General features: G+C 68.8%; 11 protein-coding genes. 7 read left to right on the forward strand and 4 right to left on the reverse strand.

Going from position 1 to position 12,220, the window contains the following annotated elements:
* Window positions 1–25 precede the first annotated feature (25 nt).
* Both IG75_RS0129870 and IG75_RS0129875 read right to left on the reverse strand, forming a co-directional pair.
* Window positions 26–649 carry an NAD(P)-dependent oxidoreductase gene (locus tag IG75_RS0129870; RefSeq protein WP_030524690.1) on the reverse strand — a complete coding sequence of 208 codons (624 nt, stop codon included), beginning with the start codon at window positions 647–649 and terminating at the stop codon, window positions 26–28.
* A gap of 123 nt (window positions 650–772) precedes the next feature.
* Window positions 773–1,546, reverse strand: a complete 774-nt coding sequence (locus IG75_RS0129875) for a helix-turn-helix domain-containing protein (RefSeq protein ID WP_030524691.1) — start codon at window positions 1,544–1,546, stop codon at window positions 773–775.
* Between the two features lie 120 nt (window positions 1,547–1,666).
* Between IG75_RS0129875 and IG75_RS0129880 the strand changes: the two genes are divergently transcribed.
* Window positions 1,667–2,020 carry a nuclear transport factor 2 family protein gene (locus IG75_RS0129880; RefSeq protein WP_030524692.1) on the forward strand — a complete coding sequence of 118 codons (354 nt, stop codon included), beginning with the start codon at window positions 1,667–1,669 and terminating at the stop codon, window positions 2,018–2,020.
* A 186-nt stretch (window positions 2,021–2,206) separates the two neighbouring features.
* On the opposite strand, the gene IG75_RS0129885 is transcribed toward IG75_RS0129880, so the two are convergent.
* Window positions 2,207–3,451 (reverse strand): KasA/KasB family beta-ketoacyl-ACP synthase, encoded by a 1,245-nt coding sequence (locus IG75_RS0129885; protein ID WP_051715104.1) that lies wholly within the window; start codon window positions 3,449–3,451, stop codon window positions 2,207–2,209.
* 39 nt (window positions 3,452–3,490) lie between these two features.
* Here IG75_RS0129885 and IG75_RS0129890 point away from each other — a divergent pair, with 39 nt between their 5' ends.
* The 6 genes from IG75_RS0129890 (at window position 3,491) to IG75_RS0129920 (ending at window position 11,098) form a co-directional block, all read left to right on the forward strand.
* Complete coding sequence (locus tag IG75_RS0129890) at window positions 3,491–4,048, forward strand: TetR/AcrR family transcriptional regulator (RefSeq protein WP_030524694.1); 558 nt, start codon at window positions 3,491–3,493, stop codon at window positions 4,046–4,048.
* Window positions 4,045–4,257 carry a Uma2 family endonuclease gene (locus tag IG75_RS38580; protein ID WP_081877234.1) on the forward strand — a complete coding sequence of 71 codons (213 nt, stop codon included), beginning with the start codon at window positions 4,045–4,047 and terminating at the stop codon, window positions 4,255–4,257. The genes IG75_RS0129890 and IG75_RS38580 overlap by 4 nt, the downstream gene beginning before the upstream one ends.
* Window positions 4,258–4,315: 58 nt before the next feature.
* Window positions 4,316–5,155 carry a bifunctional hydroxymethylpyrimidine kinase/phosphomethylpyrimidine kinase gene (thiD, locus tag IG75_RS0129900; RefSeq protein WP_030524695.1) on the forward strand — a complete coding sequence of 280 codons (840 nt, stop codon included), beginning with the start codon at window positions 4,316–4,318 and terminating at the stop codon, window positions 5,153–5,155.
* A 470-nt stretch (window positions 5,156–5,625) separates the two neighbouring features.
* Complete coding sequence (locus tag IG75_RS0129905; RefSeq protein ID WP_030524696.1) at window positions 5,626–6,879, forward strand: bifunctional glycosyltransferase family 2/GtrA family protein; 1,254 nt, start codon at window positions 5,626–5,628, stop codon at window positions 6,877–6,879.
* Window positions 6,876–9,044 carry a glycosyltransferase family 39 protein gene (locus tag IG75_RS0129910; protein ID WP_030524697.1) on the forward strand — a complete coding sequence of 723 codons (2,169 nt, stop codon included), beginning with the start codon at window positions 6,876–6,878 and terminating at the stop codon, window positions 9,042–9,044. The genes IG75_RS0129905 and IG75_RS0129910 overlap by 4 nt, the downstream gene beginning before the upstream one ends.
* A gap of 611 nt (window positions 9,045–9,655) precedes the next feature.
* Entirely contained in the window at window positions 9,656–11,098 is a 1,443-nt protein-coding gene (locus IG75_RS0129920; protein WP_051715106.1) for a wax ester/triacylglycerol synthase family O-acyltransferase, read from the forward strand.
* A gap of 59 nt (window positions 11,099–11,157) precedes the next feature.
* On the opposite strand, the gene IG75_RS0129925 is transcribed toward IG75_RS0129920, so the two are convergent.
* A complete protein-coding gene (locus IG75_RS0129925; RefSeq protein WP_030524700.1) occupies window positions 11,158–12,177 on the reverse strand; it encodes an alpha/beta hydrolase in 1,020 nt (339 codons plus the stop codon).
* Window positions 12,178–12,220: the final 43 nt, after the last annotated feature.

The raw sequence follows: 12,220 nt of genomic DNA on the forward strand, positions 1-12,220 counted from the left end.
TCACCGCAACCACTTCCGGAGCCGTTCAGTTGGAGATCCCGGGCGCCCGGTGCACATAGGTCCGGTCGGTGATCTGATCGAGCAGGAACTCCGCGATATCGGCACGGGCGATCTTCAGGCTCAGCCCGGTCTCGTCGGCACCGAAGCCACGCCGGTAGGCGCCGGTGCGGGGGCCGTCGGTGAAGGCGCTGGGCCGCACGATGGTCCACTCCAGATCGCTGGCCCGGACATGGGACTCCTGCTGCTGGTGGTCGGCGTAGGCCGGGCGCAGCAGCAGGCCGAACATGATGTACTTCCAGAGGAAATCCAGATTGGCACGGCTGTCGCCGACACCCAGCGTGGACTGGCAGATCAGCCGTTTCACGCCGGTACGGTTCATCGCCTCGATAACCGTGCGGGTGCCCTCCGCCCGCACCACGCCCTTGCGCCCGTTGCCCAGTGCCACCAGTACGGCGTCCTGGCCGAAGACGGCGCGCTCGACCGCACCCGGATCGAGCACATCCCCCTCCACGATGTGCAGGCGTTCGTGGGTGCGGGTGATCCGGCCGGCGTCACGGGTCAACGCGGTGACCTCGTATCCGCGCGCCAGCGCCTGCTCGACGATGTGCCGTCCGACCGTGCCGGTCGCTCCGAAAACCGCGATTCGCATGATTGCTCCTGTCTCGAAAACCTCTGCCTTGTGGCTGGTTCCAGTACAGCAATCAGGAGCTGGACGAACCATGGCTCGAACGCTCGCCCGCATAAGCGAGCGTCTACGGCTCCGGGTGGCGGCTCAGGTGCGGAACAGCCGGGCCGTCGCCTCGTCGGCGGGGTAGAAGGCTTCGATATGGAGTTCGTCGATGGTGACGTCGGTGGCCGACAGGGCCGAGGCGGTGATGCTGAAGAAGGAGAGTTCCGCGTCGCCCACCCGCAACTGCAACGGCACCACCACATCGGTGCGGGCCCGGGCGCCGCCGGCGTGGCACGGATAGGCGGATACCTCGTCGAGCAGCGCTTTCAGCCGGCTGTCGCCGGTGGCTTCCAACCGCCCGCGCACCTGGCCGAGCAGATGGTTGCGCCACTGACCGAGGTTGCGGATCCGGGGCGCGAGGCCGCCGGGGTGCAATGAGATACGGATGGCATTGACAGGCGGTTCCAGCAGCTCGGGGGCACAACCGTCGAGCAGCGCGTCGGTGGCGGCATTGCGGTCGACCACATCCCAGCACCGGTCCAGCACCAGGGCCGGATGCGGGAGGTGCGCGTCGAGTAGGAGCCGGAAGGCGTCCATCACCGACCGCAGTTCCGGTGCGTCCACCTCGCGCTGGCCGTAACTCGGCGCGTAACCGGCCGCGAGGAGCAGTTCGTTTCGTTCGCGCAGCGGGACGTCCAGGTGCCCGGCCAGTCGTTCGACCATCTCGCGCGTGGGCCGGGAGCGGCCGGTCTCCACGAAACTCAGATGGCGGGTGGACACCTCGGCCTCCGACGCGAGCTGCAACTGACTCAACCGGCGCCGCTCCCGCCAGGACCGCAGTAGGCCGCCGACCGAGGGTTCGGTATCCGAGATCATCACATCCGAAATCGTAGCCGCCGCAGTAACCGATCCCATTACCTCCGAGGTAATCGTCGGGGCCGCCGATCCCGGTGATGCTTATGGCACCTGGTTCACACAACCCCGGAAGGAACTCCGATGAAAGACACCGTCACCGCCTACCTGCAGACCTGGAACGCCACCGATGCGGCTGTCCGGAAAGAACTGCTGAACACCCACTGGGCCCCGGAAGCGTCCTACATCGATCCGCTGGCCGAGGCGGCCGGCCTCGACGCGATCGGCGCGACCATCGGCGCGGTGCACGAACAATTCCCCGGGTTCGTCTTCACCCCGGTCGGGGACCCGGATGCCCACCACCGTCAGGTCCGGTTCCAGTGGGGCCTGGGGCCCGCGGGCGCCGAGCCGGTGATCATCGGTTTCGATGTTCTGGTCACCGACGAGCAGGGCCGGATCGAAACGGTGCTGGGCTTCCTGGACAAGGTGCCGGGCTGATCCCCGGACGGCCGATCCGCGCCCGGTGGCGGCCGGGCGCCGATTCGGCCGTCACCTGCGCCGGCCCGGCCTTCCGCGGTGACGAGTCCGGGGCCGTACGCACGAAACGCGTCCGGCCCCGCACGCTGCGGCGCTCGGTCGAAGAGGTCGGCGCGGCCCCCGGTGGCGCCTCCGCCGGCCGTCGCGTCAGGCGCGGCCCAGCGCCAGCGTCACATTGTGACCGCCGAACCCGAACGAATTCGTCAGGGCGTACTCGATCCGCTGCGGCCGGGCCCGGCCGTGCACGATATCCAGGTCCACCTCCGGGTTCTCGAGATTGAGGGTGGGCGGTACGACCTGTTCCCGCAGGGTGAGCGCGGTGAGGATGGTTTCCAGGGCGCCGACCGCACCGATGGAATGCCCGAGCGCCGATTTGGGGGCGTAGACCGAGGCGTCGGGCGTAACCGCCTCGATCGCGGCCGCTTCCGAGGCGTCACCGATGGATGTCGAGGTGGCATGGGCGTTGATATGCCCGATATCGGCGGGCGTGAGACCCGCGACGGCGATCGCCTTGCGCATGGCGCGCGCCGCGCCCTCGCCCGCCGGATCCGAAGCGACGATGTGATAGGCGTCGGAGGTGATGCCGGCACCGAGCACCCGGGCATGGACACGGGCGCCCCGGGCGCGGGCGTGGCGCTCCGATTCCAGCACCAGTAGCGCACCCGCTTCGCCGAAGACGAAACCGTCACGGTCCCGGTCGAACGGCCGCGAGGCGGCGACGGGATCGTCGTTGCGGGTGCTCATCGCCCGCATCATGGCGAAACCGGCGATCGGTACGGCGTGTATATGGCCCTCCACGCCACCGGCCACCACCACATCCGCCTCGCCGGTGGCGATCAGCCGCCAGGCCTGCGCGATGGCCTCGGTACCGGACGAGCACGCCGAGACCGGCGCGAAAACCCCTGCCTTCGCGCCGATTTCCAGGCCGACGGCCGCCGCCGGGCCGTTGGGCATGACCATGGGCACCGCCATGGGCGAGACCTTGCGGTAGCCACCGGCGCGCATCGCGTCGACCGCGTCGATGAGCGCGTCGCCGCCGCCGAGCCCGGTGCCGATACTCACCGCGAGCCGTTCGCCCTCCACCTCCGGTCGGCCCGCCGCGCGCCAGACCTGCCGTCCGAGCACGAGGGCGAGCTGTTCGACATAGGAGTGCCTGCGCTGTTCGACCCGGGTGAGCTGCGCACCCGGATGCGCGGCGAGCTTGCCACCGATACGTACGGGCAGGTCGTATTCGGCGACGAAATCGTCGTCGAGGGTGGTGATACCGGTCCGGCCGTCCAGCAGGCCCGACCAGGTCTCGTCCATATCGCCGGCGATCGAGGTGGCGCCCGCGTACCCGGTGACGACCACCTGCGCCGCCGACGGAGTTTCTGAAGCGATCGGTACAGTCACGGGATCATGAATACCTGTAGCGTTCGCTACAGTCAACCCATGGCCCGTCCACTCGACCACGCCAAACGCGCCGAGATCCTCGACGCGGTGGTGCGCTACATCGCCGAACGCGGACTCGCGGACCTCTCGCTGCGTCCCCTGGCCGCCGCCCTGGGCACCAGTTCTCGAATGCTGATCTATTACTTCGGAACCAAGGAAGAACTGCTGGTCCAGGCTCTGGCAACCCATCGCCCGGATCTCACGGCCGTATTCGCCGAAGTACACGACGCCGCCACGCTGCGGGAACGGCTCTGGGATTTCTGGCGTTCGAACACCACCGGATCGGGATCGGTCAGCGTGCGGGTGATGCTCCAGGTCCTCGGCGCGGCCTGCGCGCCCCACGGCCCCTACGCCGGCTACGCCGACCAGGCCACCGCGGCGTTCGTCACCGCCCTCACCGCGGGCCTGCGCGCACTGAACCCGGACGACGAACCCGAAGTGGTGGCCACCGTGCTGGTCTCCGGGTTGCGCGGCATCCTGCAGGACCGGCTCATCACCGGCGATACCGAACGCACCGACCGGGCGGCCCGCCGGATCATCGACCACACCATCCGCTGACTCGTCGGGCAAAGCCGATCGCCTACGCGGCCACCGGGATTCCGATCTACCTTCTGATCGACCGGGAATTCGGCGAGATCACGGTGTTCAGCCAACCCTCGGGCGCGCGCTACCAGCGCCGGGTGACCGTCTCGATCGGTGACAGCGTCGACCTGCCCGACCCTGTCGGTCTGGCCCTGGACACCGAACCGCTCAAAGCCTGGGTCTGAGGCTCGCCGACTCGAGACACCCACCCGGGCGCGAACCCCGCCCACGTAGGGTGACCGGGTGAGATTGTTGCCGTTGACGCCCCCCGGGCAGACCCCGGTCCGGGTGCTCACCATCGCCGGTACCGATTCGGGCGGCGGGGCCGGAATCCAGGCCGATACCCGGACCATGGCCCTGTGCGGGGTACACGCCCTGGTGGCGGTGGCCGCGGTGACCGTGCAGAACACAGTGGGCGTGAGCGGGTTCCACGAGATTCCCCCGCAGGTGGTCGCGGACCAGGTGCGCTCGGTGGCCGGCGATATCGGTATCGGCGCCGCGAAGACGGGCATGCTCGCCTCCGGGGACATCATCGAGGCCGTGGCCGGAGTCTGCCGCGAGGTCGGCATCGGGCACGACACCGAGGTGCCGCTGGTGGTCGACCCCGTCGCGGCTTCCATGCACGGCGACCCGCTGCTGCACACCGAAGCACTCGATGCCGTGCGGTACACGCTGTTCCCACTGGCCACCATCGTCACCCCGAACCTGGACGAGGTGCGATTGCTGACCGGGGTGGAGGTCACCGACGCGGCATCCGCGCGCATCGCCGCCGAGGCGCTGCACGGGCTCGGACCGCGCTGGGTCGTGGTGAAGGGCGGCCACCTGCGCACCTCGGCGCAGAGCACTGATCTGTTGTTCGACGGCAACCGGTTCTTGGAGTTCACCGCCCCGCGTATCGAGACCGGCAACGATCACGGCGGCGGTGACACCCTGGCCGCGGCCCTGGCCTGCGCGCTGGCCCACGGCTACTCGGTCCCCGACGCCTTCGAATTCGCCAAGGAATGGACCCGGCGCAGCCTGGAAGCCGCCTACGACCTGGGCAAAGGCCACGGTCCGGTCTCCCCGCTGTGGCGGCTGAGCTGACGTCGGCCGAGTCGGCGAACCTGTCGGTGGGCGGGTCCATACTCGAGGTGTCACGAACATCCCCACAATGGCGTGGAGACCGGAACAACGACGTTCGATCAGTGACACCGGACGGGTCGGCCCCGGCGCGCCGCCTTCCCGCCTGATCCGCATTCACGATCGGCCGTGTCCGGCGCCCGGCGCCGACAGGTACGGCGTCCACCGAGCAATAACAGTGCTGTCAACCCAACCGCACTGGTCGTGACCTCGGCCGACAGACCTTCTGCCCATTCCGGATCGTCCACCTCGCTGGTCGGGGCCCGCCCCCGATCTGGACCGACGGAGCGAAGGAGCGCAGCGACTGAGCGCAGGAGGGAAGAATCGGGGTCACAGGGCCCCGACCCGCGGCGCCGAAGGCGCCGCAAATAAACACAGCTACCTCCCAGGTTGGCTGGAGCCGGGCCCCAGCCCGCCCACCGACTCTGGTCCACATGACCGAGACCGTGACCCTCGCCGCAGCGGCGGACCTCAGGGAACACACCGCGGCGCCGCCGGTGCTGGATGTGGTCGTTCCCGTGTACAACGAAGAAACCGATCTCGGCGTGTGTGTGCGCCGGCTTCACGACTACCTCGACAGCGGGCTCCCGTTCCCGGCGCGGATCACCGTCGCCGACAACGCCAGCACCGATTCCACGCTGGCGGTGGCCGAACTGCTCGCCGGGGAGTTGGACGGTGTCCGGGTGGTCCACCTGGACGCCAAAGGTCGCGGGCGCGCGCTGCGCACTGTGTGGCAGGATTCGGACGCGCAGGTCGTCGCGTATATGGATGTCGATCTCTCCACCGATCTGAATGCGCTGCTGCCGCTGGTCGCACCACTGGTCTCCGGTCATTCGGATCTGGCGATCGGTACCCGGCTGGGCTCCGGGTCCCGGGTGGTGCGCGGACCGAAACGCGAATTCATCTCCCGCTGCTACAACCTGCTGCTGAAGGCTTCACTGCGGGCACACTTCTCCGACGCCCAGTGCGGTTTCAAGGCCATGCGCACCGAGGTGGCGCGCAAACTGCTCCCGCTGGTCGAGGACGGGGAGTGGTTCTTCGACACCGAACTGCTGGTCATCGCCGAACGCGCCGGGCTGCGGATCCACGAGGTCCCGGTGGACTGGATCGACGACCCCGACAGCCGCGTCGATATCGTCGATACCGCCTACAAGGACCTGCGCGGCATCTGGCGGATGGGCCGCGCGCTGGCCACCGGGTCGCTTCCGCTGGCCGAGCTCCGCACGGCGGTGGGCCGCGAGCCGCTGGTGCCCGGGGTGCCGCTCGGCATGGTGGGCCAGCTGGTGCGGTTCGCGCTGGTGGGGGTCGGCTCCACCCTCGCCTACATGCTGCTCTACCTGCTGCTGCAACCGATGACCGGTGCGCAGGTCGCCAATTTCGCGGCCCTGTTGATCACCGCGGTCGGCAATACCGCCGCCAACCGGGCATTCACCTTCGGGGTGCGCGGGCAGAGCGGGATGGTGTCGCACCAGTTCCAGGGTCTGCTGATCTTCGGGTTCGGGCTGCTGGTCACCAGCGGTTCGCTGTTCGTCCTGCACCACTGGGCGCCCGGCGCCGCGGTGCAGCTGGAGTTGTTCGTCCTGGTCGTCGCGAACCTTATCGCCACTCTCGCGCGGTTCGTCGGGCTGCGCTGGGTGTTCCGTGGGAGCGGCCGCCCCGCACCGGTAGCCGAGGAGGTCGCTCGATGACGGCGACCGCCGCCGCGGCCGGAACCGGGGCGCCCCCGGCAACCACGACCGCTACCGGACCGGCACGCGCGAACCGCTGGGAGTACCCCGCGGCGGCGGCGCTGCTGCTCGCCACCGGACTCGCCTATCTGTACAACCTGAGTGCCAACGGCTGGGCCAACTCCTTCTATTCGGCCGCCATCCAGGCGGGTTCGGTGTCGTGGAAGGCGTTCTTCTTCGGTTCCTCCGATGCCGCGAATTCCATCACCGTGGACAAGGCGCCCGCATCGCTGTGGCTCATGGAGCTGTCGGTGCGCCTGTTCGGTCTGAGCAGCTGGAGCATCCTTGTGCCCCAGGTGCTGCTGGGGGTGGCGACGGTGGCGCTGGTCCGGACGATCGTGCGGCGTTCGTTCGGCCCGGCGGCCGGATTGATCGCCGGGCTGGCATTGGCGGTGACCCCGGTGTTCGCGCTGATGTTCCGGTTCAACAATCCGGACGCGCTGCTGGTGTTGCTGATGGTCGCCGCGGTGTGGGCGATGACGCGCGCGCTGGACGACGGACGCGGGCGCTGGCTGGTACTCACCGGGACCTTCATCGGATTCGGTTTTTTGGCCAAACAGTTGCAGGTCATGCTGGTGGTGCCCGTCCTCGCGCTGGTCTATCTTTTCGCCGGACCACCGCGACTCGGCAAACGTATCGCGCAACTCTTCGCCGCCGGTGCCGCCATGGTGGTGGCCGCGGGCTGGTGGATTCTGGCCGTGGAACTGTGGCCGGCCGATTCGCGCCCGTATATCGGTGGTTCGCAGAACAATTCGATCATCGAACTGACCCTCGGCTACAACGGGCTGGGGCGATTGAACGGTAACGAGACGGGCAGTGTCGGCCCGGGCGGTGAACTGCCGCCCGGCGGCAACGGTATGTGGGGCCGGACCGGGATAACCCGGATGTTCGACCAGATGCAGGGCGGGCAGATCGCCTGGCTGATCCCCGCGGCACTGGTCGCGCTGGTCGCCGGACTGCTGCTGCGCGGCCGGGCGGCCCGCACCGACGCTCCCCGCGCGCAGGTGCTGCTGTGGGGTGGCTGGCTGCTGGTCACCGGGCTGGTGTTCAGCTTCATGGCCGGGATCTTCCACCAGTACTACACGGTGGCGCTGGCCCCGGCTGTCGCCGCGCTGGTGGGTATCGGCGCGGTGCTGTTCTGGCGCGAGCGGTCCCGGTGGTGGGTGCGTGTGGCGGCCGCGCTCGCAGTCGGCTCGACCACCGCCACGGCCTGGATGTTGCTTTGGCGCAGTGCGGAGTTCCTGCCGTGGCTGCGGTGGGCGGTACTGGCCGGCGGTATCGTCGCGACGATCGCGCTTCTCGTACCGCTGCCCGGCCGAGCTACCGTGGCGGCGGCGGTTCTCGCCGCGGCGGTGGGCTTGGCCGGACCGGTCGCCTACACAGTGGACACGCTGAACACCGGCCACGCCGGCGCGATTCCGACCGCTGGGCCGAACACGGGGATGTTCGGCGGTATGCGGCCGCCAGGTATGGGCGGCGAGGGATTCCCGGTCGGAATGGACGCTGGTCCGGGCGGGATGCCGGGGATCGCCGGCGGCCCCGCTGGGATGCCCCCCGGCAGGAACGATGGAACCGGCGGATTTCCCGGGATGAACGGCGGACCCGCGGGGATGCCGAATATCGACGGCAGTACGGGTGGGATGCCTGGTATGGACGGCGGACCCGGCGGCATGCCCGGGACGACGACCGGCGGCGGGACCGGACCCGCCGGGGGCGCGATCGGCGGTGACGGTGGTCGCGACGGCAACCGCCGGGGCGGGCCCGGCGGCGGATTCCTGAACGCGAGCAGTCCCAGCGATGCGCTGGTGGCGCTGCTGCGGGAGAACGGCGACGCCTACACCTGGGCGGCGGCCACCATCTCCTCCAACGGCGCCGCCGGATATCAGCTGGCCACCGAACTGCCGGTCATGCCGATCGGCGGGTTCAACGGCAGCGACCCCTCCCCCACGCCGGCGCAGTTCCAGCAGTACGTGGCCGCCGGGCAGATCCACTACTTCATCGGTGGCGGATCCGGGCCGGGCGGTCGGCAGGGCACGTCCTCCGCGATATCCCAATGGGTCGCGGACAACTTCACCGCGAAGGACGTGGACGGGGTCACGCTCTACGACCTCACCGCGCCGAAGTGAGCCGGCCTCGACGCCGATGGCCTGGACCGTTCCGTATCGGGTCCGGGCCATCGGCGTTCCGACGCGCCGTGCCGGTCGGGCCCGCGGAACACTCGGCGGAGGCGCCGTAGCGCCACTGCCGGCTCGATTGTCCGAGTCGGACCTCGCGGACCCGGCCGGACAGGGCGCGCTCCGCACCGCCTATCGGAACGAGACTGTGGTGCAGAGGTTTCCACGATCCAATGCCGACTCGAGCAAATATCCGGCGATCTGCTCCGATTGATTCTTCTCCGCTATTACGCGAGGTTCTCCGTCCGCCAGGGGAACGGCGATCCCACGGGCGGCACCGGCCGGCATCGAACCACCCGGCGAACGAGATAATGCCCGCGGGCGTGAAACAAGGACCCAATTCCGAAAACCGACCGGAATGCACTATTCGACAGGCCGTCCGAGACAGCGGGAAATTCCGAGCGGCACGCGCCCGCGCATTGCCTATAATTCACCAAGTTCTGAAATTTCGACGTTCCGGACAGCCGGATTCCCCTGGACGCCGCGCGCCGGAACGCTAGGATCGACCGAGCTGCCTGTCACGACCAGGCAATTCTTCATATCGGTACCGCTGGGCAGGAAACATGGTGATATACGGGAACAGTGGAGTTCTCGCCACGAAAAAGGCCAAAGGCATTGTGGCGAAAGAGCAGTTGGCGCCCCGTGACGCGGTGTTCGTCTACGACGAAACCGAGCGGCACCCGACCAATATCGTTGCGGTCTATGTTTTCGACGCCACCGGGGCCGAACCGGTGGATACCGCCGCGTTGCGAGATTGGGCGCGGGCACGGCTGGGCTTCGCACCCCTGTTCCAGCGACGATTGCGACGTGTCCCACTGGATCTGGACCTGCCGTACTGGGTTCCCGATCCGGCATTCGATATCGCCGAGCACGTGGTGGCCGGACCGTCGGGAGCCGACTGGGACACCGTGCGCGCCCGGCTCGCGGAAATAACCATGGCGCGTATGGATCTCACACGACCGCCATGGCAGATCCAGGTGTTCGACCGAGTCCGGGCCGTTCCGGAGATCCCGGGAGAGGCCACGGTCGTCGCACTGAAATTCCACCACAGCGCCTGCGACGGTGTGGCGACCCGGGAACTCGAACTGGAACTCTTCGGCGGCCGGGAGGCGCCGGCCGCACCGACGGCGAATCGGTGGTCGAGATCGGCGGCGGGGTTACGTGCCGCCGCGCTGTTTCCCTACCGTATAGGCCGTTTCGCAATGGGACTGTCGCGTACCCGGGCGGCGAACGCCACCGCGCGCGCCCGGATCGAGGCCGGCCTGCTGCACGAACCGGCGCCCGTACGCCCCGCGACCCGCTTCAACCGCGCGATCGGCCCGACCGTACTGATCGAGCAGGTGTTCCTGCCGTTGCCCGAGGTGACGGCATTGCGCGACCGGTCCGCCGAACGCGTCACGGTCAACGATGTCATGCTGACCGTGGTGTCCGGTGCGCTCGCCGCCTACCTCGACGAGAAGGGTGAGACGCCACCGGAGGGACTCGCGGCGATGGTTCCGATGTCGATGCGCGGGATCGCGCAATGGGATTCGGCGAATCAGCTGTGCCAGATGACGGTCGATCTGCATACCGGTCACCGGGATCCACGTGCGCGATTGGCGGCGATCCGGGAGTCGGTACGCCGGGAACGGCGCCGGAACAGCGATCCGGCGGTACTCCGGCACGCCGCGCGGGTCGAGACCGCGCCGGCGTGGTTGTTGCGGGTGGCCGGCCGGGCGCGAGCACATCGCTCGTTCACCGATCTGTCCTCGGTACCGCTGCACAACACCACGATCAGCAATGTCCCGCCGCTGGGTGCCGGGCTGACCTTCCGCGGCGCGCCGGTGCTGCGGGCGTTCGGTGTCCTGCCGCCGATGGACGGTGACGGTCTGCGGCACCTGATCTCGGCCCAGGGCGAGGAGATCGTGCTCACCATCAGCGTCGACAAGGCGATGATGCCGGACCCCGACCGCTACCGGGAGCTGCTGCGGGAATCGTTCCGCGAGCTGGTGGAAGCCCTCGACTGACGCGCCGCGGGCCCCGCCGGATACCGGCGGGGCCCGGCGAGACCGCGGCCGCGGTGGGTTCAGGAGGTCAGCGCACCGGCCAGCAGTGGCCAGGATCGGTGCAGATCATCCTGCCAATACCCCCACGAATGGGTGCCGGAAGGACGGAGGTCGTAGACGATATCGGTCCGGCCGAGCTCCTGGGTGCGGCGCTGGAGCGCCCGGGTGCAGTAGTCGGCCGCGGCCTCGATTCCGCCGCCGACGAGCAGCTGGTTCCACAGCATCTTCTGATTACCGTCGAGCCGTGGGTCGTCGGCGCTGTCGTATCGCCCGGCCAGCCCGGTGCCGCTGGTGATGTACATGGGGATATCCGGGAGCCGGTGGGCCTGCAGGTAGGGGTCGTGTTCCCGCCACCCCGGACCGTCGGTCGGGCCCCACATGTTCTCGGCGTTGCCGCCGCCCAGACTTACCACCAGGGTGACGAACGCCTGACCGAGCAGGTCGCTGGTCATCGCACATCCGCTGTACGCCGCCGCCGCGCTGTAGAGGTGGGGCGCGCGGATGGTGAGGTCGAGTACCGAGGTCGCGGCCATCGAGATCCCCGCGATCGCGTTCCGGCCCGTGGTACCGAAAGCGGCATCGAGTACGGGCGGTAGTTCTTCGGTGAGGAAGGTCGCCCACATGTTCCGGCCGTTGTTGCCCAGTTTCGCGGCCAGGCCGGAATCCTCTTGCTGCCAGTCGGTGTAGTAGCTGAAGGCCCCCTCGCGGGGGATCACCACATTGACGTGTTCACCGGCGAAGAATTCGGACACGTCGGTCTGCGCGGACCAGGTCGCGGCGTCTTCGCCGCCGCCGGCACCGTTGAGCAGGTAAAGGGTCGGCGCGGGGGTACCGGTATCGGCCGGGCGCAGGACCTGCAGCGGGATATCACGCCGCATGGCCGGTGAGTACACCGTGACCTCGACCGATCGTCCGGCACCGGGCGCGAGCGAGACGATATGCGCTCCCGGGGTGGCGGCGGCGCGTGGTGCCGCGCCCAGGGCGAGAACGAACAGTATTGCCAGCAGATATGCCGGCGCGGTCCTGCTACGTGAAATCATCAATTCGTATACGTGGCTTTCGAGCACGGGGTCCACCCGTGGT

The organism is Nocardia rhamnosiphila NBRC 108938, from assembly GCF_000720425.1.
Lineage (GTDB): Bacteria > Actinomycetota > Actinomycetes > Mycobacteriales > Mycobacteriaceae > Nocardia > Nocardia rhamnosiphila.

What these genes read in the sequence shown, in the direction of transcription:
- IG75_RS0129870 (WP_030524690.1), bottom strand. Translation starts at nt 649, where the DNA reads ATGCGAATCGCGGTTTTCGGAGCGACCGGCACGGTCGGACGGCACATC.
- IG75_RS0129875 (WP_030524691.1), bottom strand. Translation starts at nt 1,546, where the DNA reads ATGATCTCGGATACCGAACCCTCGGTCGGCGGCCTACTGCGGTCCTGG.
- IG75_RS0129880 (WP_030524692.1), top strand. Translation starts at nt 1,667, where the DNA reads ATGAAAGACACCGTCACCGCCTACCTGCAGACCTGGAACGCCACCGAT.
- IG75_RS0129890 (WP_030524694.1), top strand. Translation starts at nt 3,491, where the DNA reads ATGGCCCGTCCACTCGACCACGCCAAACGCGCCGAGATCCTCGACGCG.
- IG75_RS0129905 (WP_030524696.1), top strand. Translation starts at nt 5,626, where the DNA reads ATGACCGAGACCGTGACCCTCGCCGCAGCGGCGGACCTCAGGGAACAC.
- IG75_RS0129910 (WP_030524697.1), top strand. Translation starts at nt 6,876, where the DNA reads ATGACGGCGACCGCCGCCGCGGCCGGAACCGGGGCGCCCCCGGCAACC.
- IG75_RS0129920 (WP_051715106.1), top strand. Translation starts at nt 9,656, where the DNA reads ATGGTGATATACGGGAACAGTGGAGTTCTCGCCACGAAAAAGGCCAAA.
- IG75_RS0129925 (WP_030524700.1), bottom strand. Translation starts at nt 12,177, where the DNA reads ATGATTTCACGTAGCAGGACCGCGCCGGCATATCTGCTGGCAATACTG.